Origin of the sequence: Amycolatopsis sp. WAC 04197 (assembly GCF_003947475.1) — a bacterium.
Taxonomy (GTDB): Bacteria; Actinomycetota; Actinomycetes; order Mycobacteriales; family Pseudonocardiaceae; genus Amycolatopsis; species Amycolatopsis japonica.
Map to the genome: position 1 here is coordinate 421,204 of NZ_QHJK01000002.1, position 26,371 is coordinate 447,574.

25 protein-coding genes and 1 tRNA gene are annotated in these 26,371 nt (G+C 68.8%); 22 read left to right on the forward strand and 4 right to left on the reverse strand.

Annotation, left to right across the window (positions count from 1 at the left end; translation table 11 throughout):
- Window positions 1–18: 18 nt before the first annotated feature.
- A complete protein-coding gene (locus tag DMC64_RS09170) occupies window positions 19–603 on the forward strand; it encodes a hypothetical protein (RefSeq protein ID WP_037335133.1) in 585 nt (194 codons plus the stop codon).
- Window positions 604–637: 34 nt separating this feature from the next.
- Window positions 638–1,249, forward strand: coding sequence for a hypothetical protein (locus DMC64_RS09175; RefSeq protein WP_125733184.1), 612 nt, complete (start codon window positions 638–640; stop codon window positions 1,247–1,249).
- A 243-nt stretch (window positions 1,250–1,492) separates the two neighbouring features.
- On the opposite strand, the gene DMC64_RS09180 is transcribed toward DMC64_RS09175, so the two are convergent.
- Complete coding sequence (locus tag DMC64_RS09180; RefSeq protein WP_125733185.1) at window positions 1,493–2,305, reverse strand: serine protease; 813 nt, start codon at window positions 2,303–2,305, stop codon at window positions 1,493–1,495.
- 269 nt (window positions 2,306–2,574) lie between these two features.
- Here DMC64_RS09180 and topA point away from each other — a divergent pair, with 269 nt between their 5' ends.
- The 8 genes from topA (at window position 2,575) to DMC64_RS09220 (ending at window position 13,067) form a co-directional block, all read left to right on the forward strand.
- Window positions 2,575–5,457, forward strand: a complete 2,883-nt coding sequence (gene topA, locus DMC64_RS09185; RefSeq protein WP_199754941.1) for a type I DNA topoisomerase — start codon at window positions 2,575–2,577, stop codon at window positions 5,455–5,457.
- 92 nt (window positions 5,458–5,549) lie between these two features.
- Window positions 5,550–6,125, forward strand: coding sequence for a cadmium resistance transporter (locus DMC64_RS09190; RefSeq protein ID WP_125733186.1), 576 nt, complete (start codon window positions 5,550–5,552; stop codon window positions 6,123–6,125).
- Window positions 6,126–6,219: 94 nt separating this feature from the next.
- Window positions 6,220–7,011 (forward strand): ESX secretion-associated protein EspG, encoded by a 792-nt coding sequence (locus DMC64_RS09195; RefSeq protein ID WP_125733187.1) that lies wholly within the window; start codon window positions 6,220–6,222, stop codon window positions 7,009–7,011.
- Window positions 7,004–7,777, forward strand: a complete 774-nt coding sequence (locus tag DMC64_RS09200; protein WP_125733188.1) for an ESX secretion-associated protein EspG — start codon at window positions 7,004–7,006, stop codon at window positions 7,775–7,777. The genes DMC64_RS09195 and DMC64_RS09200 overlap by 8 nt, the downstream gene beginning before the upstream one ends.
- A 34-nt stretch (window positions 7,778–7,811) precedes the next feature.
- Window positions 7,812–9,032, forward strand: a complete 1,221-nt coding sequence (locus tag DMC64_RS09205; RefSeq protein ID WP_125733189.1) for a hypothetical protein — start codon at window positions 7,812–7,814, stop codon at window positions 9,030–9,032.
- A gap of 13 nt (window positions 9,033–9,045) precedes the next feature.
- Complete coding sequence (locus DMC64_RS09210; protein WP_233629605.1) at window positions 9,046–9,660, forward strand: hypothetical protein; 615 nt, start codon at window positions 9,046–9,048, stop codon at window positions 9,658–9,660.
- A gap of 147 nt (window positions 9,661–9,807) precedes the next feature.
- A complete protein-coding gene (locus DMC64_RS09215) occupies window positions 9,808–11,862 on the forward strand; it encodes a dTMP kinase (protein WP_125733191.1) in 2,055 nt (684 codons plus the stop codon).
- Window positions 11,859–13,067 (forward strand): DNA polymerase III subunit delta', encoded by a 1,209-nt coding sequence (locus DMC64_RS09220; protein ID WP_125733192.1) that lies wholly within the window; start codon window positions 11,859–11,861, stop codon window positions 13,065–13,067. The genes DMC64_RS09215 and DMC64_RS09220 overlap by 4 nt, the downstream gene beginning before the upstream one ends.
- 295 nt (window positions 13,068–13,362) lie before the next feature.
- On the opposite strand, the gene DMC64_RS09225 is transcribed toward DMC64_RS09220, so the two are convergent.
- Complete coding sequence (locus DMC64_RS09225) at window positions 13,363–15,057, reverse strand: hypothetical protein (protein ID WP_125733193.1); 1,695 nt, start codon at window positions 15,055–15,057, stop codon at window positions 13,363–13,365.
- 140 nt (window positions 15,058–15,197) lie between these two features.
- On the opposite strand from DMC64_RS09225, the gene DMC64_RS09230 reads away from it, so the two are divergent.
- Window positions 15,198–15,271 (forward strand) — tRNA-Thr (locus tag DMC64_RS09230).
- An 82-nt stretch (window positions 15,272–15,353) separates the two neighbouring features.
- Here the strand turns inward: DMC64_RS09230 and DMC64_RS09235 are convergent.
- Window positions 15,354–15,992, reverse strand: a complete 639-nt coding sequence (locus tag DMC64_RS09235; RefSeq protein WP_016337801.1) for a TetR/AcrR family transcriptional regulator — start codon at window positions 15,990–15,992, stop codon at window positions 15,354–15,356.
- 44 nt (window positions 15,993–16,036) lie between these two features.
- Between DMC64_RS09235 and DMC64_RS09240 the strand changes: the two genes are divergently transcribed.
- The 6 genes from DMC64_RS09240 to DMC64_RS09265 all read left to right on the forward strand — a co-directional run bounded on the left by DMC64_RS09240 (window position 16,037) and on the right by DMC64_RS09265 (window position 22,275).
- Window positions 16,037–16,963: an alpha/beta hydrolase gene (locus DMC64_RS09240; RefSeq protein ID WP_233629606.1), complete on the forward strand. Its 927-nt coding sequence runs from the start codon at window positions 16,037–16,039 to the stop codon at window positions 16,961–16,963.
- Window positions 16,960–17,775 (forward strand): SDR family oxidoreductase, encoded by an 816-nt coding sequence (locus tag DMC64_RS09245; RefSeq protein ID WP_125733194.1) that lies wholly within the window; start codon window positions 16,960–16,962, stop codon window positions 17,773–17,775. The genes DMC64_RS09240 and DMC64_RS09245 overlap by 4 nt, the downstream gene beginning before the upstream one ends.
- Window positions 17,775–18,704 carry a hypothetical protein gene (locus DMC64_RS09250; protein WP_037335167.1) on the forward strand — a complete coding sequence of 310 codons (930 nt, stop codon included), beginning with the start codon at window positions 17,775–17,777 and terminating at the stop codon, window positions 18,702–18,704. The genes DMC64_RS09245 and DMC64_RS09250 overlap by 1 nt, the downstream gene beginning before the upstream one ends.
- A complete protein-coding gene (locus DMC64_RS09255) occupies window positions 18,701–19,186 on the forward strand; it encodes an FAD-dependent oxidoreductase (RefSeq protein WP_125733195.1) in 486 nt (161 codons plus the stop codon). The genes DMC64_RS09250 and DMC64_RS09255 overlap by 4 nt, the downstream gene beginning before the upstream one ends.
- A complete protein-coding gene (locus DMC64_RS09260) occupies window positions 19,183–20,670 on the forward strand; it encodes an NAD(P)/FAD-dependent oxidoreductase (protein ID WP_125733196.1) in 1,488 nt (495 codons plus the stop codon). Before DMC64_RS09255 ends, DMC64_RS09260 begins: the two co-directional genes overlap by 4 nt.
- 72 nt (window positions 20,671–20,742) lie before the next feature.
- The gene (locus tag DMC64_RS09265) at window positions 20,743–22,275 is read left to right on the forward strand and encodes a PstS family phosphate ABC transporter substrate-binding protein (RefSeq protein WP_125733197.1); all 1,533 of its coding nucleotides are present in this window, start codon (window positions 20,743–20,745) and stop codon (window positions 22,273–22,275) included.
- A gap of 93 nt (window positions 22,276–22,368) precedes the next feature.
- Here DMC64_RS09265 and DMC64_RS09270 read toward each other — a convergent pair whose 3' ends face one another.
- Complete coding sequence (locus DMC64_RS09270; protein WP_037336264.1) at window positions 22,369–22,833, reverse strand: GreA/GreB family elongation factor; 465 nt, start codon at window positions 22,831–22,833, stop codon at window positions 22,369–22,371.
- Between the two features lie 123 nt (window positions 22,834–22,956).
- Here DMC64_RS09270 and DMC64_RS09275 point away from each other — a divergent pair, with 123 nt between their 5' ends.
- The 5 genes from DMC64_RS09275 (at window position 22,957) to DMC64_RS09295 (ending at window position 26,366) form a co-directional block, all read left to right on the forward strand.
- Window positions 22,957–23,544 (forward strand): TetR/AcrR family transcriptional regulator, encoded by a 588-nt coding sequence (locus DMC64_RS09275; RefSeq protein ID WP_037335180.1) that lies wholly within the window; start codon window positions 22,957–22,959, stop codon window positions 23,542–23,544.
- A 116-nt stretch (window positions 23,545–23,660) separates the two neighbouring features.
- Window positions 23,661–24,887: a M14 family metallopeptidase gene (locus tag DMC64_RS09280; protein ID WP_125733674.1), complete on the forward strand. Its 1,227-nt coding sequence runs from the start codon at window positions 23,661–23,663 to the stop codon at window positions 24,885–24,887.
- 82 nt (window positions 24,888–24,969) lie between these two features.
- Complete coding sequence (locus DMC64_RS09285) at window positions 24,970–25,491, forward strand: gamma carbonic anhydrase family protein (protein WP_125733198.1); 522 nt, start codon at window positions 24,970–24,972, stop codon at window positions 25,489–25,491.
- A gap of 33 nt (window positions 25,492–25,524) precedes the next feature.
- Complete coding sequence (gene rplK, locus DMC64_RS09290; RefSeq protein WP_037335188.1) at window positions 25,525–25,956, forward strand: 50S ribosomal protein L11; 432 nt, start codon at window positions 25,525–25,527, stop codon at window positions 25,954–25,956.
- On the forward strand, window positions 25,953–26,366 hold the full coding sequence (locus DMC64_RS09295; protein ID WP_125733199.1) for a hypothetical protein: 414 nt from the start codon (window positions 25,953–25,955) through the stop codon (window positions 26,364–26,366). Before rplK ends, DMC64_RS09295 begins: the two co-directional genes overlap by 4 nt.
- Window positions 26,367–26,371 lie beyond the last annotated feature (5 nt).

The window sequence follows — 26,371 nt, forward strand, 5'->3', positions numbered from 1 at the left end:
AGGTCGGGAGGTGTTTTCGTGCGGCCGCGGTTCACCGTCCTTGCCGCGCTAGCAACAGGTATCGGACTCGGCCTCGCCGGGTGCGGGCAGCAGCCCGCGGTGACTTCCCACGCCAGACAAGAAGGTCTCGCGACGGTCAGCGCGTCGGAGGCCGACCCCACCTCCGCCTGGGCGGAGGCGTACTGCGGCGCGGCGGGCGGACTCGTCCGGACGCTGGCGGCGCTGCCCAGCGTCGATCCGAGCACGCCTCAGCAGGCCTCGCGTACCTCCAGCGAGCTGATGCTCTCGGTGGTCGAAGGGCTGGACCGCACTTCCGCCGCGCTCGAGAACCTCGGCCCGGCACCGGTCGCCGGCGGGGACTCCTCACGCGCGGCCGCCGTCGCTCAGCTCGGCGGCATCCGCGCCCGCGCTGACGACGTCCGCCAGCGTCTCGACTCCTCAGCCGACCCCGAGGCGACGAAAACCGCGCTTCGTGACGCCAGGACCTCGCTCGACGAACTGGACCGCCTTGACCTCCTCAGGGGCCTTAACGACGTCCCTCAGCTCGCCGCGGCGAGCAGCCGGATCCCGGTTTGCCAGGAATTGGTGAAACAACCTCGCTGAGTCATCGGCCGATCACTGGCCATCAGTCGAACTTGTGTTCTATTCTGTCCGGGTGGACGGGACGATCTCGCTCTTCTCGGCGGAGGCGAGCGGGCCGGTGCTCGCCGACCTCGCCGGAGTGCTGTGCGGGCCCGGGCGGATGACGGGCTTCGGGCGGACGGCCGGGCGGCTGTCCGCCGTGGTCGACGAGCCCTGGCGAGCGGGTGCCCTCGCCAGGGAATGCCGTCGCCGCGGCGTCCAGGCGCAGGTCTCGGCCGCCGAGTGCGGGCGGCCGCTCGTGAGAACGCCGTTCCGGGTCGATCTGCTGCCGCTGGAGCGGCGGTGGAACCGTGGTGAAGAGAAGGTCCTGCCGGAAGGCTTCCGGCTCGACGGGGCCATGTTGAGGATGTGGGCGCTGGCGGCGGGTAGTCCCCAGGGCAACGGCTACCTGCTCGCGCTGGATCCGGCGGCGCCGGAGACGCACGAGCTGCTGATCACGGCGCTGGCGCGGCTGGGCGTGCCCGCCAAAGCGCAGAAGGGGGAAGAAGCGCTGCTCCGGGTCACCGGACGGCGACGGCTGGCGCACGTCCTCGAGCTGATCGGGGACGCGCCCGCGGGTGCCGAGCCCGCCTGGCCGAGCCTGGTGCCGGTGGTGCGCGCCGTCTGACGCTCTCGGTCGCGTGGGTCGTGAGGCCGCACTCACGTGATCGAAGGCGGAACCCGCGTGATCAGGGGCGGAACTCCCGAGTGCGGCGTCCAGTCACGCGAATCACGTCCCTGATCACGCGAGTTACGCCTTCTCTCACGCTCCACCCGACCCGGAACTCGCCGGGAACGCCATGAAAGGTCCTTTCCTTGCAAATTTCGCAAGGAAAGGACCTTTCATGGCAGCCGGTGAGGGGAGGAAGGGTCAGGGTTTCGGCGCCCGGCAGTTCGGGTTCGCGAGGTCGAGTTCACTGTGCGAAAGGCAGGAGGTCAGCTGGTAGGTCTGCTCCCCGTAGTTGATGCCCTGCCGCACGGTCACGTTCCCGGCCGCGTCGACCTCGCACGGGTTGTTCATCGTGCACCGCTGGCCGCTTTCGTTGCCGGTGTTGTTGACGCCGACGACCTTCCCGGTCGAGGTCTCGATGATGGGCGACCCCGAGGTCCCGCCGATCGTCTTGCACGCCGAGGTGTACCGGATCGAGTCCTTCCAGACCCAGTCCGCCTCGTGCAGCTCGTGGACGAAGCCGTCGATGTTGCAGGAGTAGATCTTCTTCCAATATCCCGAGACCACGTCCATCGCGATACCCGCGGACGGACGGGTGGGCGAGAGCGTCAGCGGGGCGATACCGTACGTCGACTTGATCTTGGCGTAGCTGGTGTTGAGCTGGTAGAGCGAGACGTCGGTGTCGGTCATCGTGGCGTAGAGCAGCTTCTTCGCCTTGAGCGTGCCCAGTGACGAGCGGCCGTCCTTGGACAGCAGGCTGAACGTCCGTGACGAGGCCTTGTTGACGATTACTTCCCCGGGGTCCGGGAAACCTTCTTGCAGGCAATGCCCGTTGGAAAGGACGAGGGCGGGGTCGTCGAGGCTCGCCTCGGGCGGTTTGACCACCGACCCGGAGCAGTTCGACAACGCCACCGTTCCGGCGAAGGTGGTCGTGGCCGCTTCCGCCGGTGCGGTTCCGACCAGGGCGGACGCGGTCAGCATGGCGAACAGGGTGCCGAGGAGTCGTCGGGTCACGTGGAGTCCTTTCGGGTCGGCGTGGACATCAAGTGAAGCGTTGGCGGCCACGGTGTCACCACCGTCGAACGGAGGGTGTTCACCCCGTCACGCGGGACCCCAGGCGGACGTGTCCGACATCACGTGCTAGGTGTTGAAAGGAAACATCGACGAGGTCAGCGGCGATGCGCTGGACACACGATCGGCGGCGTGTTGCGCCACCTAGCCGTGGTCCAGGCGGTGCGAGCGTGCACACTGACGGGTCGAGAGGCGGCGCGAAGGCGCCGAAGATGAGCGGAGAGCAGGACAGCGTGGCAGGAGCACGGACGAAGAAGACCGCGGCGTCGGACGACGGCGCGGGCCGTCGTCGGCTGGTGATCGTCGAGTCGCCGACCAAGGCCCGCAAGATCGCCCCGTACCTCGGCGGTAACTACGTCGTGGAGTCCTCCGTCGGACACATCCGCGACCTTCCCCGCGGCGCGGCCGACGTGCCCGCCCAGTACAAGGGCGAGTCGTGGGCGCGGCTGGGTGTCGACGTCGACAATGACTTCAAGGCGCTCTACGTCGTCACGCCGGACAAGAAGTCCAAGGTCACGGAGCTGAAGGGCCTGCTGAAGGACGTCGACGAGCTCTACCTCGCCACGGACCCCGACCGCGAGGGCGAGGCCATCGCGTGGCATCTCCTGGAGACCCTCAAGCCGAAGGTCCCGGTGCGCCGGATGGTCTTCCACGAGGTCACCGAGCAGGCGATCCGCGCGGCGGCCGACAGCACCCGTGAGCTCGACGGGGACCTCGTCGACGCGCAGGAGACCCGCCGCATCCTGGACCGGCTCTACGGCTACGAGGTCTCGCCCGTGCTGTGGAAGAAGGTCATGCCGAAGCTGTCGGCGGGCCGCGTGCAGTCGGTGGCGACCAGGATCGTGGTCGAGCGGGAGCGCGAGCGCATGCGCTTCACCTCGGCGTCGTACTGGGACATCTCCGCGACGATGGACGCCGGCGCCGAGGCGTCCCCCCGCAACTTCCCGGCCAGGATGATCGCCGTCGACGGCGCCCGGCTGGCCACCGGCCGTGACTTCGGCTCGGACGGACAGCTCAAGGCCTCGAACAACGAGATCCGCGTGCTGGCCGAGGCCGACGCCGTCCGGCTCGCCGAGGCACTGAAGAACCGCGACTTCAAGGTCGCGAGCGTCGAGGAGAAGCCGTACACGCGCAAGCCGTACGCGCCCTTCATGACCTCGACCCTGCAGCAGGAGGCCGGCCGCAAGCTGCGGTTCACCTCCGAGCGCACCATGCGGATCGCGCAGAAGCTGTACGAGAACGGGTACATCACTTATATGCGTACCGACTCCACGACGCTGTCGGAGTCGGCGATCTCGGCGGCGCGCAGCCAGGCGACCCAGCTGTACGGCAAGGAATACGTCTCGCCGTCGCCGCGCCAGTACACCCGCAAGGTGAAGAACGCGCAGGAAGCCCACGAGGCGATCCGTCCTTCGGGTGAGGTCTTCCGCACGCCGGGCCAGGTCGCGAAGGATCTGGACACCGATGAGTACCGCCTTTACGAGATGATCTGGCAGCGCACGATCGCGTCGCAGATGGCGGACGCGAAGGGCACCACGATGTCGGTGCGCATCGTCGGCACGGCCACCAGCGGCGAGGAGTGCACGTTCGCCTCGTCGGGCCGCACGATCACCTTCGCCGGGTTCCTCAAGGCGTACGTCGAGGCCGTCGACACCGAGAGCGGTGGCGAGGCGGACGACAAGCAGAGCCGTTTGCCGCAGCTGGTCAAGGACCAGGCGCTGACCGCGACCGAGCTGAGCCCGGACGGGCACACCACGTCGCCGCCGGCGCGCTACTCGGAGCCGAGCCTGGTCAGCAAGCTCGAAGAGCTGGGCATCGGCCGCCCGTCGACGTACGCGTCGATCATCAAGACCATCCAGGACCGCGGCTACGTGTGGAAGAAGGGTTCCGCGCTGGTGCCCTCCTGGGTCGCGTTCGCCGTGATCGGCCTGATGGAGCGGCATTTCGAGCGGCTGGTCGACTACGACTTCACCGCCGGCATGGAGGACGAGCTCGACCGCATCGCCGCCGGTGACGAGCACCGGACGCAATGGCTGTCGAAGTTCTACTTCGGTGGTGACATGGGCGTCGACGGTTCCGTCGGCCGTCTCGGCGGGCTGAAGAAGCTGGTCGGCTCGGGCGTCGAGGACATCGACGCCCGCGAGATCAACTCGATCCCGCTGTTCAGCGACGCCGACGGGCACACCGTCGTCGTGCGCGTCGGCCGCTACGGCCCGTACCTCGAGCGCGAGGTGGACGGGACGTCGCAGCGGGCGAACCTGCCCGAGGACCTGCCGCCGGACGAGCTGACCAAGGAGATCGCGGAGAAGCTGTTCGCGACGCCGCAGGAAGGCCGCGTGCTCGGCAAGGACCCGGTCAGCGGACACGAGATCGTTGCGAAGGAAGGCCGCTTCGGCCCGTACGTCACCGAGCTCCTGCCCGAGCCGGAGCCGCTGCCCGAAGGCGCGACCGCCGCGCAGAAGAAGGCCGCGAAGGCGAAGCAGCCGAAGCCGCGGACGGGTTCGCTGTTCAAGTCGATGTCGATCGAGACGATGACGCTCGAAGACGCGCTGAAGCTGCTTTCGCTGCCGCGCGTGGTCGGCAAGGACCCGGAATCCGGTGACGAGATCACCGCGCAGAACGGGCGCTACGGGCCGTACCTGAAGAAGGGCACGGACTCGCGTTCGCTCACCACCGAGGACCAGCTGTTCTCGATCACGCTCGAAGAGGCGCTGAAGATCTACTCGGAGCCGAAGCAGCGTGGCCGGTCGGCGACCGCGAAGCCGCCGCTGAAGGAACTGGGCGACGACCCGGTGTCGGGTAAGCCGATGGTGGTCAAGGACGGGCGCTTCGGTCCGTACGTGACCGATGGCGAGTACAACGCGACGCTGCGGAAGTCGGACAGCATCGAGGAGCTGACCGCCGAGCGCGCCGCCGAACTGCTGGCGGAGAAGCGCGCGAAGGGCCCGGCGCCCAAGCGCAAGGCTCCGGCGCGGAAGACGGCGGCCACGAAGACGACCGCGGCCAAGAAGACCACCGCTACCAAGACGACCGCGACCAAGACCGCGGCGGCGAAGAAGCCTTCGACGCGCTCGACGGCCACGAAGACGAAGTAGCTCCCTTCAAACGCTATGAACGGTCCTTTCCTTGCAAATTTCGCAAGGAAAGGACCGTTCCTTGCATCGGGGTGACCACTGAGGGGACGTGAGTGGAGCCGGGTCAGGTCGCGCAGGCCGTCGGGATGTTCGCGGTCACCAACGTCGACGACATCCTGATCCTGTCGCTCTTCTTCGCCCAAGCGGCCGGACGCCGCGACGCCGCGAAGGTCGTCTTCGGCCAGTACCTCGGCTTCGCCGGGATCCTGGGCGCGTCGATCGCCGGAGCGCTCGGCGCGGGACTCCTGCCGCCCTCGGTGATCCCGTATCTCGGCCTGTTGCCGATCCTGCTCGGCCTCCGCGCGGCCTGGCTCGCTTGGCGCGATCGTCACGCCGAGGACGAGGCGACCGTGAGCAAAGGTCCCTCGCTACTCGGCGTCGCCGGGGTCACCTTCGCCAACGGGGGCGACAACATCGGCGTCTACGTCCCGGTGTTCGCCAATACCGGGACGGGCGCGCTCGTCGGCTACGCCGTCGTCTTCCTGGTCCTCGTCGCGGTCTGGTGCGCGATCGGCCGGTTCTTCGCGACGAGGCCGGTGGTCGCCCGCGCCCTGTCGCGTTGGGGCCACGTCGTGCTCCCGGTCGTCCTGATCGGCATCGGTCTCCTGATCCTCATCGAGGGACTTTGAACCGGTCTTCGAGGGGCCGGACGACCGCTCACCGACCGCTCGCCGAACCACCTCACCCGTTCGAACAAAAGTTCTAAAAATTGTCGGTACCAGGGTGTTCAATGGTCAGGTGAGCATTTCAACGACCGCTGTCTTCGACGTCATCGACGAGGTCATCGCCCCGCTGGCAGCCGAGGTTCCGGAGCGTCCCTCGGTGATGGAGTTCTACGACCCGGAGCTCGCCGTGCCGCCGGTGCTGGCCGACGAGGAGCCGACTCCAGGGCTCACCCTGGCCGAGGAGGTGGAGCAGTACACCCGGTTCGTGAGCGGGATGGCGACCATCGGGCTGGCCCCCGGCGGTGAGGTCACGCCCGAGGCCGTCGGGCTGTATCGCGCGCTGCGCGGCGGGTTCATCCGCGGCGTGGTGACCGGCGTGTTCCCGTCGCGTCCGGAGCCGTGGGAGGTCCGGTTCTTCGGCGACGAGGACTACACCACGGTGCTGAACAAGCTCGGCAGGCGGGCGCGGCTGCGGTCCGGTTTCCTCAGCGCGCTGCCGGGCTGGGTGTTCGACGGGCTGCCCGACCATCCGCCGGGCACCGGCGAGACCGTGCGCATCGTGACGGACGCGGGTGGGCTGATCCCGCTGCGGGCCCGCGAGGCCGTCGAGGTGATCCGTGAAGGCGCTTCGCGGCCGCGGCACGGCACGGTCCTCGTCGATCTCGCGGTGCGGAACTCCATCCTCGCCGAGTACCCGCACGGCGCGTTCGGCCTGGTGGACAACGACCTCGGCCGGTACCAGTTCAGCGCGGCGATGGACGGCGACGGCCGCTGGACGCTCACCTGGGGCCCGGCCAGCCGGTCGACGGCCGAGCAATGGATCGTGAAGGCGGTGCAGAACCATGCGTGAACCGGCGACCGTGAAGGAACTGATGAGGCGCGCCGCCGAGCCGGTGCTGCGCGCGGTGCCCGAGCGGCGGAGCGTGTACCTGGGCTACGACCCGGAGATCACCGACGACGAGATCCGCCGCCTGTGCCCGTCCTACGACGAGCCGGCGGATCTCGTCACCCAGGCCGAGCGGTACGCGGCCAAGGCGGCGATGCTCGAAGAGGCCGGGCTGATGGAGAACGGCGAGATCCATCCGGCCGCGGTCCAGATGCACGGCGTGATGCTGCGCGGTTCGGTCCGAGGCGTCCTCACCGGCGTCTTCGCGTCCGCGCCGCGCTCGGTGCGCGTCGATTGCTACGGAGACGGGCATCAGGCGGTCGTCTGGCGGATGCGGTCGGGGCGGCGGACCACGTTCAGCCTCAGCGATTTCGGCGAGCTGGGAGCCCGGGTCTTCGGCGGGCTCCCGCACGTCCCCGCCGGGGAGACCGAGCCGATGCGCATCAGGATCGACGAGCACGGCGTGCCGCTGCCCGGCCAGGAGGAAGAGGTCGGGCTGGTCGCCGACACGCTGAGCCGTACGCGCACCGGCACGGCGATCCTCGATCTGGTCGCCTTCGGCGGGCTGAACGCCGAGTACCCGGACTACGGGTTCGTGATCGTCGACAACGATTTGGGGAGGTTCGTGTTGTACGCCGCCCCTTCCGAAGGGTGGCTGATGTTCGGTGGAATGGACCGCCGGGCACTGGCGGGCTGGCTGCACGAGGCGGTGGACTTGAGCCGGACGTAGCCGCCTTGGGCGATGACGACTGGGGAGGGCGGGCATGGACCTGGACCGGCGCGCGGCCGACGCGTGGTTCCGGCGGCGAGGGCTGCCGATGGTCATCCACCGGAGGAGGCGCGGGGCCGGCATGTTGCGCCGGTCCACGCCGGGGCTGGTGTTCCTGTGCCTGCTCGACCTGCTGCTGGCCGCGTTGCTGAAGCTGCTCGACGTCCCCGAGGACGTGCTCGCGGCCCGGATGCGCAGCAGTGGCGTCGGCTACGTGCTCGGTGTGCTGGCGCTGACGTTCGCCGTGGTCGTGGTGCCGGTGATCGCCGGACGGCTGATGGCGAAGCTGCTTCGCGTGTTGAGCCGCACCAGAGTCCGGTTGGCCGTCATGGCGGCGACGATCGGCTTCTGGCTGCTCGTGCTGCCGGTCGGCGAGCGGCTAACCGGGCTGGTGTCGTGGGACAACCCGTTGTGGGTCGCCATACTCACCAACCTGGTCGCGCTGGCCGTGCTGATGTTCCTGGTCCGGATCGGCGTCGGCTCGATCCTCACCTGGGCGGCACGGAGCGCGGTCGCCCAGGTCAGGGCCATCGGCACGCTCGCGTCGCGGGCGTTGCCGCTGCTCCTGCTGGTGGTGATGTTCAGCTTCTTCACCGCCGAGCTGTGGCAGGCGGTGGAACGGCTGACCCCCGGCCGGTTGTGGCTGGTGGTCGGCTTCCTCGTGCTGATCGGCGCCGTGTTCCTGGCGTCGATGCTGTCCGACGAGATCAAGGAGCTGAAGTCCTGGACCGTGGAGCCCGGCGCGGCCGTCCTGCGCGGCACGCCGTTCGACGACGACACCCAGCCACCCGGCAGGCGCGCGCTGACGAAGACCGAGCGGCTGAACATCGCCCTGGTGCTGTTCTTCGCCCAAGCGGTGCAGATCGTGGCGTTCGGGGTGCTGGTGTTCGCGTTCTTCGTCGTGTTCGGGGTGCTGATCCTCAGCCCGGAGGTCGTGACGGAGTTCGCCGGCCGTGAATCGGCGCCGGGGACACTGCTGGGTGTCCCCCTTCCGGTGAGTTCCGCGCTCGTCAACGTCTCCGTCTTCCTCGCCGTTTTCTCCGGTTTGTACTTCGCCGCATCGACCGCGACGGATGCCCGGTACCGGCGTTCTTTCTTCGAACCTTTGCTGGAGGATGTGAAGATCAGCCTCGCGGCGCGTGACATTTATCTGGCCCATTGGGCGGATGTGCGGCGGGCCGAGGTGGTTACCCTGGAAGCAGAGGACATTCCGTAGTGAGGTGGTCACCATGAGCGGGAAGGGCGGAACTCCCTTCTTCGATGCCCCCGACTTCGTGAAAGGCGATGGCACTCAGGCAGATCCTCCGGGCGACACGTTCGCCGACCCGCTGTCCGGGCTGGTCACGACCGGCACGACGGCCCAATCCGATCCCTCGGCGGGAGCCGACGACGTCCACGTGCAGGTGCCGGGACCGGTCCAGCACGACCCCGAAGTGGTGAGCAGGATGGTCAGCGCGGCCATGCTCGCGGACGACCAGCCCGCGGAAAGCCCGGGCGCGGAGCAGACCGCGGCCCAGTCGCCCGCCAAGATCGTCAGCACGGTGGGTGAGCAAGGCGCTGCGCCGATCGGGATCCTGCCCCAGCAGCGAACCTGGCCGTCGAGGCCGTCCCAGCTGATCCGCCAGCCCCGTCGGTTGAAGCCGGAAGAGCCGGTCGAGGTCGACGAGGAGGCCGAGGTCGAAGTACGGCGCGCCAAGCGTTCCATGCAGATGCCGAGGCTCGGCAAACCGTCGTCGAACACCGCCGGCGTGATGATCGCGATCGCCCTCATGATCGTCTTCGCGGTGCTCGCCATCCAGCTGCTCGCGAGCCTGTTCAACAGCATCGCGGGGATCTTCGGGTAACCCGTCCGGCGGATACCGCCGGACGGGGCCGTCCGTCCAGACGTCACCCATCGGGATACCCTGGCCCTACGGTCGGGGTACCCGGTGTTGACCCGGGTCGCAACCCCGGCGCCGCGTGACTAGTGGGGTGGGCGTATCAGCGAGGGCGTGCAGTCGGTGCCCGAGGCGGGCACGAGTGGTCCGTCGGGACGTGACGCTTCCACCATGCACCGGGTGCGGCGGGTGCTGGCGATCAAGCCGTTCCGCCGGATCTGGGGCGTCTCTTATCTGTGCAGCGTCGCGGACTGGCTGAACCTCCTCACGCTGACCGGGCTGGTCACCAAACTGACCGACAACTACGCCGCGCAGAACTTCGCGTTCGTCGGGGTCGTGCTGACGTCGCTGCTGCCGGGGCTGCTGTTCGCCCCGCTCGGCGGGCTGCTCGCCGACCGCTTCGACCGGCGCAAGGTGATGGTGCTCTGCGACCTCGGCCGATGCGGGTTCCTGCTGTCGATCGCGTTCGTCGGCACGCCGTGGTGGGTGTTCGTCGGCAACTTCCTGGTCGGCTGCTGCTCGATGATGTGGATCCCGTCGAAGGACGCGGCGGTGCCGAACCTGCTGCGCCGTCCGGACCAGGTCGAGACGGCCAACCAGCTCGGCATGGTGATGACCTACGGCCTCGCGGTGATCACTGCGGCCGGGGCGAACGCCGTGCTCACCGGTAGCAACACCACGTTCCACTTCTTCCAGGGCGACGCCCAGCTCGGCATCGCCAAGGTCGCCGTCGTCATCACCGGCCTGCTGTACCTGACCAGCGCGATCGTGATCGCGACCCGGATCCCCGAGCTGTCGCTGCGCAACGTCCACGCGGTCGAGAAGCCCAAGGTCAAGCCCGCTGACGAGGAGAAGTTCGGCTTCCGGCAGATGATCGCCGACGGCGCCCGGTTCGTGCGGACGACGCCGCTGGTGCGCGGTCTGATGATCGGCGCTTTCGGCGCCTTCGCCGCCGGTGGCGCGGTGATCGGTTCGGCCAAGCCGTACTCGTCCAGCCTGCTCGCCGGTGACGCGGCGTTCAACCTGCTCGTCCTGGCCGTCTTCCTCGGGCTCGCCACCGGTATGGCGGTGGCCCCGAAGCTCGCGCGGCGGCTCGCGCACGACCGGCTGTTCGGGATCTCGATCGTCGCCGCGGGGCTGTGTCTCGTCGTGGTGGCGCTGTCGCCGCATCTCGCCGTTTCGCTGGTCGCGGTCGCCGCCGTCGGTGTCTGGGCGGGGACGGCGTTCCTGACCGGTGTCACGATCATCGGTTCGCGGATCGAGGACTCGATCCGCGGCCGGATCAACGCGATCTACCAATCGCTGATGAAGATCGTGCTGTTCGGCTCGACGGTGCTGGTGCCGGTGCTGATCAGCGCGGTCCGGACGACCGAGGTCGAGCTGTGGGGCGGCACGATCACGATCGACGGCACGCGGCCGGTGATGGTCGGCGGCGGCATCCTCGCGCTCCTCGCCGGCATCTTCGCGTACCGGCAGATGGACGACCGGCGGGCCGAACCGATCCTCGCCGATCTCCGCAACGCTTTGCGCCGCAGCCCGCGTCGGGTGAACGGGCTCCTGATCGCGCTCGAAGGCACGCGGGCGATCAACACCGAGACGCAGGCCGCGCGGCTGGCCGAATGGCTGCGCGCGGGTACGCGTCCGGTCGTGCTGGCCGCCGACCCGGCGCTGGACGATCAGCGGCTCGCGAAGCTCGTCTCCGGCGCTTCGCTGTCCGGTGCGCGGGCGCAGGCGCTGGCCGCCGCCGCGGTGCGGGCGGACATCGTCGAACGGGACATCCAGCCCGCGCTCGACGCCGGTTCCGTCGTGGTGATGGAACGGTTCGTGGACTCGCCGCTGGCGCATCTGTCCGCGGTCGCCGGGCTGGACAGCCAGGAGCTCGAAGGGCTCGCCGACTGGGCGACCGGCAGGCTGCGGCCCGACATCACCATCCTGCTCGACGCCGATCCCGGCACGGTGATGCGGAAGTCGGAGTCGCTGGACGCGCAGTGGCGGGTGCAGCATCTGCTCACGGAGATGGCCGCCGCCGACCCGGACCGGTATGTCGTGGTCGACGCGGAAGGTACCGAGGACGAAGTGGGCGACCGGGTGCGGACCGCGATCCGCGCGGTGCTCGTCGGCAGGCTCGCCGGGCTCGCTCCGGCGGAGGAGAAGGTCGAAGCGAAGTGACTGAAGCCCCTGTGCTGATCGGTGTCTGGAAGCAGCTCGTCGGCCAGGAGCCCGCCGCGCGCACGCTTTCGTCGGCGTCGACGGCGGCCGCTCGGATCATCGAGGATCAGCCCGTCGCGCCCGGCGCGATGACCCATGCCTGGCTGATCACCGGTCCGCCGGGTTCGGGGCGTTCGACGGCCGCGCGGGTTTTCGCGGCGGCGTTGCAGTGCAGTACCGGCACCGGCTGTGGCGAGTGCCCCGGCTGCCGCACCGTGATGGCCGGGACGCACGCGGACGTCAAGCTCGTCGTGCCGGAAGGCCTTTCGATCTCGGTCGCCGAAATGCGTTCGCTGGTGCAGGCCGCCGCCCGCCGCCCGACCACCGGGAAGTGGCAGGTGGTGATCATCGAGGACTCCGACAGGCTGACCGAAGGCGCGTCGAACGCGTTGCTGAAGGCCGTCGAGGAGCCGCCGGATCGCACGGTGTTCCTGCTGTGCGCGCCGTCGGATCACCCGGACGACGTGTCGGTGACGATCCGCTCGCGGTGCCGTCTGGTCACGTTGCGGACGCCGCCGGTCGAGGCGATCGCGCAGGTGCTGATGGAGCGGGACGGCATCGATCCCGAACGCGCGCGGTGGGCGGCGTCCGTCTCCAGTGGACATGTCGGCCGCGCGCGGCGGCTCGCGACCGACGAGGCGGCGCGGCAGCGGCGGGCGACGGTGCTGCGGATCCCGCTCGGCCTGCGGCGGCCGTCCGATGTGTTCACTTGCGCCGATCAGCTGATCAGCGCGGCGGAGGCCGACGCGGGTGAGGAGAGCAAGGTCCGCGACGAGGCCGAACGTTCCGAACTCCGCACCGCGATGGGCGGTGACGGCACCGGAAAGGGTGTCGCCGGGGCGAAACGTGCCGCCGAAGCCGCCGTGAAGCAGCTCGAGAAGCGCCAGAAGTCCCGTGCGACCCGTACGCAGCGAGACACTTTGGATCTCGCGCTGGTGGACCTGGCCGCGTTCTACCGGGACGTGCTCGTGACCGCGAGCGGCGCGGGCGCGACGCTGAACCACCCCGACCACGCCTCGGAAATCTCGCAGGCCGCCTCCGCGTGGGCGCCGGACTCGATCCTGCGGCGGCTCGAAGCCGTCCTGGAATGCCGCGAGGCGATCGACCTGAACGTGAAGCCGAGGATCGCCGTCGAAGCCATGGTCACCACCCTGCGCCAGGGCTGATTCGCGCTTCGCTCCCTACCCCACCCCCCGCCCTTCCCAGGGGGGCGTCCCCGAGTCCAGTCTACCGGGGGTGGAGGGGGAAAAGGGCTGGTGGCGGGAGTTGTCCACAGGTGGGGATGGTTGTGGACAAGTGCTGTGGGTAAGTGAAGGCGCTTCGGGTTCGGGGGAGCCGAAAGCAAAGGAGCCCCACCGCGTCAAAGCGGCGGGGCCCCACTGCTGAAGAGCGATCAGGGGGTACGAACGGTCCTCTCACGCGGGAACGTGAAAGGACCGTTCATCACCCTCCTCGCCCCGTCTAGTCCTCCGAGTCCAGCGAGCGCGGCCGCGGCGAAGGCTTGAAGCCAGGCGACTTCTTCGCGACCGGAGCCGGAGCCACGGCGAGCCGGCGACGTCCCGGCATGGCGGCCACGAGAACGACGCCGATCAGCAGCATCGCCGTACCCGACCAGAACATCGGCACCGTGTCGTAGGCGGCGTTGGTGTACGCCAGGTTCTTGACCGGCCCCTTCGGCGCCGCGCCACCGTTGTTGCCCGCGGGCGGCGGGGTCGCCGTCCCGCACTCGACACCACCGGTGGGCGCGTACGCCCGGGCGATCTGCTCACCGAGCGACACCTGCGCCAGCGACGAAGGCAGCTTCTTCGCGGCGTCCGGCGGCAGCGCCTTCTGCAGCGCCGTCGTCGGCAGGATCTGCAGATCCAGCAGTCGCGCCGAGGCACCCATCTGGAAGCCCTTGAACGGCGAGGTCATGTCGCTCGACTTCTGGTTCAGCCCGGCGATCGACAGCTTCAGCACCCCGATGTCGAGGGTGAGCCCGTTCCCGGCCTCGCCGCCGGGGAGCTGCTTGGTGGCGCCGTTCAGCATCTCGGCCAGCCCGCCGATCACCGGCACGTTCTTCAGCTGGTCGAAGCCCGGGACCTGCTTGAGCGACGGCAGCGGGATGCCGATCGGGATGTCCTTGGTCGGGTTGTTCGCGTCGAGGGTGAACAGCACCTTGTCACCGCGGACGATCTGCAGCACCGGGGCGCTGTACTCGACCTTCGACGTCTTCTTCTCGCCGGTCGAGGTGACCCGCAGCGTCGGCTGGCTGGCGACCTTGATCGTCAGGCCGAGCGGCGTGCCCTTCAGGATTTCGATGTTGGCCGCCTGCAGGGTCGACGTCGATTCGACGGCCTTGTTCTTCGAGCCGGGGATGTCGACCAGCCGCACGACCGAACGCGACGACAGCGTGTTCGGCAGGCTCAGCACCGCGCCCTTGCCGTCGGCGCTGGTGCTGGTGCCCGACAGCAGCCCGCCGAGGTTCGCCAGCGGCCCCAGGGCGGAGAGACCCGCCTTGAGCTGGTCGGAGGCCTGGGTCAGCTGGTCGGCGCCCGGGATGTTCGGGATGGTCGGCAGCAGCGCGAGGTTCGCGATCGACGTGCTCGAATCGGCGATCGTGCCGACGCACGGCCCGAGCGTCGGGCTCCAGCGCGCGTGCGCCTCACCGTTGAGCAGGCCGAGGTTGAACAGCGGGTTCTTCGGCGCGTTGAGGCCGCCGCTGATCGGCTTCGGGTTGTCCGGCAGCGCCGTCTGCACGAGGCTGCCCGGCGTCTGCGGCGCGTTGCCGGCGGCGGACAGGCCGAACGGCGACGACTGCGCGATCGACTTCTCGTAGTTCAGGTAGGCCTCGGAGTTGGCCTGCGCGCTGGAAAGCCCCATGCCCGCTTCGAGCGCGGACTGCTTCGGCAGCAACTCGCCCGCGCCGGGCAGGATGGCGCTGGTCGGCACCGCGTTCGGCAGCAGCCGCAGCACACCGAGCGCCGCCCCCGCGTCACCGACCGCCTTGCCGAGCGGCTGCGGCCCGATCGGCGCCGACATCGGCGGCTGTCCCGGATTCGCCGGATCGGGGATCGGCGTGGTCGGGATCGTCTGGGCGGTCGCCGGAGCCGCGGTCAGCAGAAGCAGGGCCGCGGCGGCCGGAAGCGCCAGCACACGGGGCAGTCGTTGCCGCATGAACAGGTCCTCCAGTGGGGATGGGCCGATCTTGGGGGACTGAGACCGGCGTCATAGGACCTTAACGACGGTGGCCCTCGAAGGTGACGTTCAAGCCTCCGCTACACTTGGCTCCGTCATCGGGTGCGAGCCCGATGTCCGCCGCCTTAGCTCAGTCGGCCAGAGCGATTCACTCGTAATGAATAGGTCAGGGGTTCGATTCCCCTAGGCGGCTCCGCAGGTCAGGGCCTCATTCGGAACACTCCGGATGAGGCCCTGACTCGTTTCCGGCTCAGTGCTGGGGTCGCACCCAAAGTTCACCCGTTGGTGTCACCCTTGAGGAACATCCGCGACAGCGAGGTGCCCACTCCCGTGAGGTGCTCGACGAGCGTGTCCGCGTCCGCGTCGAGCAGTCCGGAGCGCCACGCGAGCATGATCTCGACGAAGCCGCCGATGCCCAGCAGGACGTTGACCCGGAACTCCAGCCCGTCCACGTCCGGCTTCAGATGCGGCCGCGCCAGGTCGATCAGCAGGCCGGTGGTCTCCTGGACGGTCTGCCGCCGCAGCTGCTCCAGCACCGCGCTGCCCGCGTGGTCGCCGAACAGGATCTGCGCGCGCGACGGCTCTTCCTGCACGTGGTGCACGACGACGTCGACGGCGGCGCGGAGCTGGTCCAGGGCGGGTTGCTCGATGCGGGCGGCGACGGCGTCGAGGACCATCCGCAGGGTTTCGTCGCGGACCTGTTCCCAGGCGGTGGCGAGCAGCGCGTCGCGGTTGGCGAAGCTCTCGTAGAAGTACCGGTCGGTCAGGTTCGCCCGCGCGCAGACGCCGCGCATGGTGACCGCCGCCCAGCCCTGTTCCTGCCAGATCTCCAGTGCGGCGCCGAGGAGTGCGAGCCGTCGTTCGGCGCGGCGTTCGTCGGCGGTTTTGCCGCTGTAGCGGCGGGACGCGGTCACCCCTCCATCTTGACAGCACGTGCCCTCAGATTCATTCTGAGGGCATGCGACCGCAGAATGGCCTGCGTGCCGGATTGGCCTCCGCGCTGACGTCCGCTTTCGTGCGGCCGATCGCCAACGCGATCCCGGCCAACCGCGCGGGGGTCGCGTTCTCCCGGGCCTTCATCGCGAGCAGTTTGTGGCTGGCGTCGCCACCGTTGAAGGGGAGCCGCATCGAGCCGGGCATCCGCGGCGAGTGGGTCCGCGCGCCCGGGACGAGCGAGGGCAACGCCGTGGTCCTCTACATCCACGGCAGCGGTTACGCCCTTTGCTCGGCGCGCACGCATCGCGGGCTGACCACGCGGGTTTCCGCCGGCACCGGACTGCCGGTCTTCGCCTGCGAGTACCGGCTCGCGCCGCGGCACCGTTTCCCGAGCGCCGCCGACGACGTCCGCGAGGCCTACGACCGGCTGCTCGACCAGGGTTATCGGCGGATCCTCGTGGCGGGCGACTCCGCGGGCGGGCATCTCGCGGTCGACCTCGCCGCGCAGCTGCTCCGCGAGCATCGAGAACCGCCTGCGGCACTGGCGCTCTTCTCACCGTTGTTCGACGTGACGTTTTCGTTGGCCGCTCAACGAGAACGGATGAGCCCGGATCCGATGATCTCCGCCGCCGCGGCCGCGCGGCTGGTCGGTCTGTACACAGTGGACGCCGACCTCGCGTCGGAGCGGCTGCGGTTCGCCTTCGACGACATCAAGGGTTTCCCGCCGACGATCATCCAGGCGGGCGGGCGCGAAATGCTCGCCGCGGACGCCATCGAGCTGGCCAGGGCCCTGCGCCGCGGGGGAGCCGACTGCGAACTCGACGTGGTCCCCGGCCAGATGCACGTCTTCCAGGCCTTGACCCGCTTCATCCCCGAGGCGGCGCCGGCGATGGAGCGGGCTTGCCGCTTCCTCACCGGGAACCTTCCAGCGATCGTGAGGGCGGCATGACGAAACGGACCCACGGAGCACACGCCGTCGTCACGGGCGCGGGCAGCGGGATCGGGCGGGCGATCGCGGCCGAGCTCGTCCGGCGCGGCAGCCGGGTCGTTTGCGCCGACATCGACCTCGAAGCCGCCGAGGAAACCGCGAAAACGCTCGAGAACGCCGTCGCCATCGCCTGTGACGTGTCCGATGTGGACGAAGTCGCGGACTTGGCGAACCAGGCGCGGTCCTGGCTCGGCCGCGAGCCGGATCTCGTCGTCAACAACGCCGGGATCGGCGCGGGCGGCAGACTCGTCGGGGAGAGCCCGCTGTCCGATTGGCAGCGGACGCTCGGAGTGAACCTCTGGGGCGTGATCCACGGCTGCCACACCTTCGTCCCCGCCATGCGCGCGGCGAAGGCGGGCGGCGTCATCAACGTCGCGTCGGCCGCCGGGTTCACCGCCGCGCCGAGGATGGCCGCGTACAACGTGAGCAAGGCCGGGGTCGTCAGCCTTTCCGAGACCCTCTCCGCCGAACTCTCCGGCACCGGCGTCGCGGTCACCGTGCTGTGCCCGACCTTCGTGCGCACCAACATCTTCGGCGGCGAGCTCATCGAAGACGGGGCGCGCGGCCTCGCACAACGGGTGTCCGACGTGGTCGGGTTCTCGCCGGAGCGCGTCGCGAAGATGACCCTCGACGCTCACGATCGTGGACGCCTCTACGTCGTGCCGCAGCCCGACGCCCAGCTTCTGTGGCACGCCAAACGGTTCGTGCCCGTCCCGTACACGCGGATCGCCGGTCTGCTCGGCCGGTTCCTGCCCGCCGAAAAGGAGAAGTGATGGCCTACGACTTCGCGGCGATGCTCCAGACCATCAAGGACAAGCAGTGGTCGCTGGCCGACATCGACTGGGACGCGCCCGGCGCCGAGACGATGACCGACGAACTGCGCGCCAAGATGCGGCCGTTCATGGCCGACCTCGTGTGGATCGAGCACGTCGGCGCGCGCGGGTTCGCCTCGCTGGCCAAGAAGGCGCCGACCCCGGTGATCCAGGAGATCTACCGCTACTTCCACGCCGAGGAACAGAAGCACGCCAACGCGGAACTCGCGTTGATGAAGCGATGGGGCATGCTCGACGAGCACGGTTCGATGCCCGAGCCGAACATCAACGTCAAGCTCGCGATCAAGGTCCTCGACGACTTCGGCGACACGCTGCCGCTGACGGCGCTCGCCACGCTCATCCCGTTGCTGGAATGCGCGCTGGACGGCGCGCTGGTGAAGTTCCTGCTGGACGAGGTCTCCGATCCGGTGTGCCACCAGGTGTTCCGGCATATCAACTCCGACGAGGCCCGGCACATCACGGCCGATTTCGAGGTGCTGGAACTGATCGGCGCCGGATCCACGACCAAACTGCTCACCGAATCGATCGGCTCGCTCAAACCCCAGATCGTCCTCGGCCTGATCGTGGTGTTCGTGCCGCTGATCAACAAGATGCGGGACAACATCGTCGCGATGGGCCTGCCGGAGAAGAAGCTGTACAACGCCGTGAAACGGTTCTCCACCATCGGCGGCCGCGGCGAGTTCACGAAACGCATCCCGGCGTACCACGTGCTCAAGGCGCAGGCGGCGATGATCGTCGACCGTTCGCACGTCTACCACCGGCTGCTCGCCGACCCGATGGTGAAGGCGACCCGGCTGATCCCCGCGCGGCTGCTGGGAAAGCCGCAGTCGTGGACCGAGGAGATCACCCACGAACCGGTCGCGTCATGACGCTAGGGGAATTCCGGGGCGAGGTGCTGCGCGGCACCGAGTGGTTCGGGCACGACTTCGCCGGGCAGCGTGTCGCCGTGCTCGCGCCCGGCCGCGAGGCGGCGCAGATCGTGCCCGAGGTGGTGGCCACCGCGCGGTCGGTGAAGGTGTTCCAGGAGGAGCCGGACTGGGTGGTGCCGATGCCGGTGCCCGGCCCGACCGTCCTCGGCGTCGCAGTCGCCCGGGTTTTCCTGCGATGGCAGGTGAAAGACCCCTGGATCCGCAGGCTCCTGACGCCCGACCGCCGCTTCGGTTCACGGCGGACGGCGCCGGGCCTCGGCTACTACGGCGCGCTTCGGCGGCCTGGCTGCAAGCTCATCACCTGGCCGGTCTACGCCTTCGCGCCCGGTGGAATCCGCACCGCCGAAGGTATCGAGCACCAGGCCGATGTGGTGGTGCTCGGGCCCAGCTCACTGTTCGCCAAGGAAGGGCTCCCCGCATGAAACCGGACCACGAGATCGCGATCATCGGCGGGGGATTCTCCGGTATCGGGGCCGCGATCCTGCTGCACCAAGCCGGTTTCGAAGACTTCCTGATGCTGGAGGAAGGCGACGGCGTCGGCGGCGCGTGGCATTGGAACACCTATCCCGGTGTGGCCGTCGACATCCCGTCGTTCAGTTACCAGTTCTCGTTCGAACAGATCTCCGGCTGGTCGCGGGTCTACGCGCCCGGCCGCGAGCTGAAGGCGTATGCCGACTACTGCGTCGACAAGTACGACATCCGCCGCCGCACCCGCCTCGGCAGCAAGGTCGTCTCCGCGACCTTCGACGACGAGACGCACTTGTGGCGCCTCGAAACCGCCGAAGGGTGGTCGATGACGGCGCGGTTCGTCGTCGGCGCCACCGGCGTGCTCACCCAGCCGAAGCCGCCGGACATCGACGGCATCGACGCTTTCCGCGGCACGGTCATGCACACCGCACGCTGGGACCACGGCGTGGATCTTCGGGGTAAACGCGTCGCCGTCGTCGGCACCGGGGCCTCGGCCGTGCAGGTGATCCCGTCCATCGCGCCGGAGGCCGCGCATCTGACGGTGTTCCAGCGCACGCCGATCTGGTGCCTGCCCAAACCCGACGCCGCGCTGCCCCGGACGGCGCGCCTCGCGCTGCGGCGGCTGCCGGGCGCGAAACTGGTGTCCCGGCTGGCCAGTCAGGCGCTCGTCGAGGTGACCTTCCCGCTCGCGGCGCATTTCCACAACCTGCTGCCGACCGCGGGCGCCGGCGAGCGGATCGGGCGTGCGCATCTGCGTCGCGCGGTCAAGGATCCCGAAACCCGCGAGAAGCTGACCCCGCGCTACGCCTTGGGCTGCAAACGGCCGAGCTTCTCGAACGAGTACCTCCAGACGTTCAACCGGGACAACGTCACGCTGGAAACCGCCGGCATCGACGCGATCACCGAATCCGGCGTGCGCACCGCCGACGGCACCGAGCATCCGGTCGACGTCCTGGTGCTGGCGACCGGGTTCAAGGTGTTCGAGAAGGGCAACATGCCCGCCTTCACCGTGCGCGGCTCGGGCGGCGCGGATCTGGAGAAGTTCTGGGAAGAGAACCGGTTCCAGGCCTACCAGGGCGTCAGCGTCCCCGGTTTCCCGAACTTCTTCACCATCCTCGGGCCCTACGGCTACAACGGTTCCTCGTACTTCAACCTCATCGAGACGCAGACCGCGCACATCATCCGCTGCCTGCGCAACGCGAGGAAGACCGGCGCCACGCGCGTGGAGGTCACGAGCGAGGCCAACGACCGCTACTTCCGGAGCATGCTGGACCGGCGCAAGCACCAGGTCTTCTTCCAGGACAGCTGTTCACTGGCCAACAGCTACTACTTCGACGCTAACGGGGACGTGCCGTTCCGGGCCTCGCCGACGCTGGAAACCATGGTGACGAGCCGGTTCTTCGACCTCGACGACTACGCCTTCGCGGACGGGCGGTGAACACTGGCTGAAGTCCGCCGTCCCCGCCCGTGACGGGCCTTAGGTTCGATTCCCCGAACCTGGAGGCTGGTCTTGGAAGGCTTTCCCTGGGACGTCCTGCTCGCGGTGGCCGGGATCGCCGTCCCGGCCGTCGCTTTTCTGTGGGAGTTCGCGCTCGTCGGCCGCAAACGGCTCGGCTACCGCGTGCAGATGGACACCCCGACGGCGTCCGGGCGCGGGTTCGCGCCGACCGCCGACGCGCTGGCGCAGCTGCAGCACGAGAACGGCGAGCGCCTCGTCGACCCGTCGTTCGTGCTGCTGCGTATCGAGAACAACGGCACCACCGACATCGACACCGACGACTACGCCGTCAACGAGAACGACCGGGTCGGCGTCCGCGTGAAGTTCCCCGGCCGCACCGTGGCGGGCATGGTGGTGACCGAACTCAGCTCGCCGCATCTGCACGAATGTTTCGGCGACGACTCCGGTTTCGGCGCGCGCGACGAGAATCCCGAGCGGCCGGCGGGTGTGATCGACCTGCCGAGGGTGCCGTTGAACCGAGGCGCGCACTACAAGATCCTCGCCGTGCTCGACCGGATCCCCAACGGCTCGCCCGACGATTTCGACGATCCGCAGGTCGTCGGCGAGATCAAGGGCGGCAGCCTCCGCGAGACCAAAAGCCGCACCGGGCCGACGACTTCGGTGATCGCGCTCATCCTGTTCCTCGTGGTGATCAGCATCTTCCAGCTGACCCGCTCGCTGTTCTTCGACGAGAAGCCGCCGCCGCTGGACTGCGCGTCCGGGAAGCTCACGATCACCGGCTCGACGGCGTTCGCGCCGGTGCTGAAGGAAGCGACGGCTTCGTACGCGAAGACGTGCCCGGGTGCGTCGTTCGTCTTCGACACCCGGGGGAGCGCGGAAGGGCTCGGCAGCCTGAACCAGGCCGGGAACGAAGGCGTGCTGGCGTTCTCCGACGGCGCGAAGGGTGAGGGCTTCCCGCAGCTGCTGCCGCGTCCGGTCGCGTTCTCGCTGTTCACGCTCGTGATCAACAAAGAAGCCGGGGTCCAGGACCTCACGCTCGCGCAGATCCGCGACGTCTACGACGGCAAGATCGCGAACTGGCGGGAGATCGGCGGCAAGGACCGGCCGGTCCGGCTCGTCGACCGGCATTCGGATTCCGGCACGCGGCGGACGTTCGAGGGGCAGATCCTGGCGGGCAAGCGGGAGCCCGGCGACAACTCCGACGACTGCCTCAAACCGGCGCCGGGTGCCCAGCCGGGAGTGGTGCGATGCGCGAAGCCGTCCACGAACGACGTCCTCGACGCGGTGTCGCGTGTGCCGGGCGCGCTCGGCTACAGCGAACTGGGCGCCGCCACGAAACGCGAGGACGTGCTGCCGGTGCGGATCGGCGGCCACCAGGCGACGCTGGAGGGCGCGATCCACGCGGCGTACCCGTTCTGGGAGACCGAGTACGCGTACACGTTCGGCGAGCCGAAGGCCGACTCGCTCGTCGCGAGCTTCCTGCGGTACCTGACCAACCAGGTCGGCAAGGACATCGTGCGGTCGCACGGGCATCGGCCGTGCGCCGAGCTGGCGAATCCGGTGCTGTGCCGTCCGGGCGCGTGAAGGCCTGACCGGCGTTCAAGTGTCATGAAAGGGTCGTTCAGGACGAAAAGTGTCCTGAACGACCCTTTCATGACATCCGGGGGCAGTGCGAGGTCAGGCAGGCGGCTTCAGCGTGACGACGGTGGCGCTGGTCTCGCCACGCGGCGTCCGGTACGTGATCTCGTCGCCCTCCTTCGCGCCGACCAGCGCGAGGCCGAGCGGGCTGTCCGAGGTGACCGTGGAGGCGTCCGCGTCCTCGCCGGGGATCGTGACGATGTGGAGCTCGTCCTCGTCGCCGTCGGCGAACCTGAGGGTGACGGTGGTGCCGTCGGGGAGCAGGCCCTTGCTGTCACGGCCGCCGTGCTCCAGTTTCGCCGCGACATCGGCGATGCGCCGGTCGAGGTAGGCGGCGGCCTCCGCGCGGTCCAGCACCTCCGCCTGGTCGGCGGCGTCGCCGGTTCGTTCCTGCTCGCCGACGAGCGGCGCCATCGCGTCGCGCTGCGCACGCAGATCGGCGAGTTCCTTCTCCAGCTGCCGTCGTGCGGCCGGGCTGAACCCGTTGTCCCCTGAGGTCACCATGCCGGGCATTGTCCGCTACGGATCGACGGCTAGCCACCTAGATTTTTCACCCGCTGTGATCGGACAGGACGCTTGCCCTAAACTTCAGGGCTCGTGTCCTGACTACTTGGTGTAAGGAACTTCGTGACCGCCGTTCCCGGCCGCAGCGCGCGGCTCTCCCCCAATCAGCTGCAGAAACAGGAACAGATCGTCGAAGCGGCGCGTGTCGTGCTCGCCAGGGACGGGCTCGCGGGCTGCACCGTGCGGGCGATCGCGGACGCCGGGCCGCTCACGAAGAGTGCGATTCATTACTACTTCGCGGACATCGACGTCTTGATCGACCGCGCGATGGCGGCGCACATCACAACGTTCACCGCCGATTTGCGCAAAATATCGGCGAAACACGATCACCCGGATGAGCGGCTCTTCGCCGCGCTGGAAGCCTTCCTCGCCGAGTTCTCCGGCCGTCCGAACGCGGCCTTCCTCTGGTTCGAGTACTGGATCGCCGCCGGCCGCGCGCAGCACCCTCAGGCCATCGACGTCATGCTGACCTCGATCACCGAACTGCTCGCGGAACTGCTCGCGCCGCTCGACGTCGAAGACCCGCGGGCGCGAGCGCGGGCCCTACTGTCCTATCTGCTCGGAGCGATCGTCCAGCAGCGCGTCCGGCGGCGGCCGTTCGCCGCACTGCGTGGTGACATCGAAGCGCTCTGTTTCGCGAACTACGGCTAGAAATACGCATTAGATCCGTACCGTTACGGATTGTTCGCCCTTCCGGCTCCGGTCATGGTGAGGTTCCCCTTCCCCTGCCTCAGAGCTAGGAGACGACGATGCGCATAAGACGGTGCATGGCCGTGGCGATCGCGGCCGTCGCGGCGTTCACCATCCCGGTCGCCGCGAGCCCGGCGACCGCGGACCAGCAGGCCGAGGACGCGCAGGTCCAGATCTACGAGGTCTTCGGCACCGGGACCTCCCAGCAGCGCACCCAGATCTCCCGGCTGGGCGTCGACATCCTCGGCTCCGCGGGCGGCACGACCACGTTCATCGGAGAGGCGCGCGACGCGGCGAAGATCCGCTCGCTCGGCTACCGCGTCGAGCAGCGCGGCGTGGTCGACCGGTCGGAGAAGGTCGGCACCAACGCGATCAGCGACTTCCCGCCGTCGGACTCCGGCTACCACAACTACGCCGAAGTGACGACGGAACTGCGCAACGCCCAGTCGAACTACGGGTCGATCGCGCGGTTGAGCAGCGTCGGCAACTCGTATCAGGGCCGGGCGCTGAACATGCTGAAGATCAGCGACAACGTCGGCACGGACGAGAACGAGCCGGAAGTCCTGTTCACCTGCAACCAGCACGCGCGTGAGCACCTGACCACCGAGATGTGCCTGCGGATCGTGAACCGGTTCACCCAGGGCTACGCCTCGGACCCGGCGATCAAGCGGTTCGTCGACAGCACCGAGATCTACGTGATCCCGAACGTCAACCCCGACGGCTCGGAGTACGACATCTCCGGCGGCAGCTACAAGTACTGGCGCAAGAACCGCCAGGGCAACGGCACCGACCCCAACCGCAACTGGGGCTACAACTGGGGCTGCTGCGGCGGTTCGTCGGGTTCGACCACCAGCGAGACCTACCGCGGCCCGTCGGCGTTCTCCGCGCCGGAGACCCGCGCGGTGTCCAACTTCGTCAACTCGCGCAAGATCGGCGGCGTCCAGCAGATCAAGGCGAGCATCGACTTCCACACCTATTCGGAGCTCGTGCTGTGGCCGTTCGGCTTCACCTACAACGACACCGCACCCGGGATGACCGCGGCCGAGGCGCAGCGGTTCCAGACGCTGGGGCGGCAGCTGGCGGCGACCAACGGCTACACGCCGCAGCAGTCGAGCGACCTGTACATCACCGACGGGACGATCGACGACTGGATGTGGGGCACCCACAAGATCCTGAGCTTCACCTTCGAGATGTACCCGCGGGGTTCGAACCCCGGTTTCTACCCTCCCGACGAGGTGATCGTCCGGGAGACCACCCGTAACGACAAGGCCGTGGACCTCCTGCTGAACACCGCCATCGGCTGAGCGACGTTCCGTGAAGGCCTCCTTGAGGGACTCTGGGTCTCTCAAGGAGGCCTTCACGGACTTTCGGCATAGGGTGCGGGGCATGCCGATGTTCGAATTCGAGGGGCTGCGGCCCCAGGTGGATCCCGAAGCGTGGATCGCCCCCACCGCCACCCTGATCGGCGACGTCGTCGTCGAGAAGGGCGCCTCCGTCTGGTACGGCGCCGTGCTGCGCGCCGACTTCGGGAAGATCATCGTCCGCGAGGGCGCCAACATCCAGGACAACTCGGTCATCCACGTCAACGGCGGCGTGACCGAGGTCGGCAAGAACGCCACCGTCGGGCATCAGTGCCTCGTGCACGACTGCACGGTCGGCGAGCAGGCGCTGATCGGGAACGGCTCGACCGTGCTCGACAAGGCCCAGATCGGCGCGAAGGCGCTGGTCGCCGCCGGCGCCACGGTGACGCCCGGCATGGTCATCCCGCCGGAGACGGTCGCCATGGGCAGCCCGGCGAAGAAGCACGTCCCGCTCGACGGCACCGCCCGCGGCTGGGTCGAGCACAACGCGGTGATCTACCAGGAGCTGGCGCGCCGTCACGCGGAGACCGTCAAACCGATCGATTGACTCTCCAGTAACTGGAGACCATAGCTTCGGCGCATGGCACCGAAGTCGAAGAAGAAAACCCATCAGGCGACCCTCGAGTTGACCGCCGGCAACGCGCCGGTGGTCGACCTCGGGAAGACGCTCGGGCAGACCGGCGTGAACCTCGTCGAGGTCAAGAAGGCCTACGACGCGGCGACGGCGGCGCAGCGGGGCGACATCGTCCCGGTGGTCGTGTCGGTGTTCGAAGACCGCTCCTTCGAACTTCGGCTGAAGACCCCGCCGGCGTCCTTCCTCATCAAGAAGGCCTTGGGCGGCAAGGGATCCGGCCGCCCGGGGCATGAGGTCGCCGGGAAGCTGACCCGGGAACAGCTGCGCGAGATCGCCGAGCGGAAACTGCCGGACCTCAACACCGGTGACGTCGAAGCGGCCATGCGCACGATCGCGGGCACCGCTCGCTCGATGGGCGTCGCGATCGAAGAACCGTGACGCGCAAGCACGTGATCGTCCCGCCTTTCCGCGACCTCGACCCGGCTCTCGAAGTCGCGGAAAGGCTGCTGGCCCAAGGGAATCCGTGGCTCGCCGGGGTCGTATCGGCGCTGCCGGACGAACCCGCCGCCGCCGACCGGCTCAACCGGATCCTCGCCGGGAACGGTGCCGCGCCGCGGCTGGTCGAGTCCGGAAAGGGGTGGCGATTGGTGCACGTGACGGCGTGGCCCGGCTGCGGTGACCTGGTCGCGGGAGCGTCCGGGTTGGCGGAACTCGTCGTGTTCGGTGGCTGGCGGCGGATCAAACGCTGTGCCGTCTGCGCACAGGCGTTCTGCGACCGCACGGCCGGATGCAGCCGCCGGTGGTGCGCCGGGCATCGTCCGCACGCCGGGCCTCGCGCCGTGCTCTAGGCTGG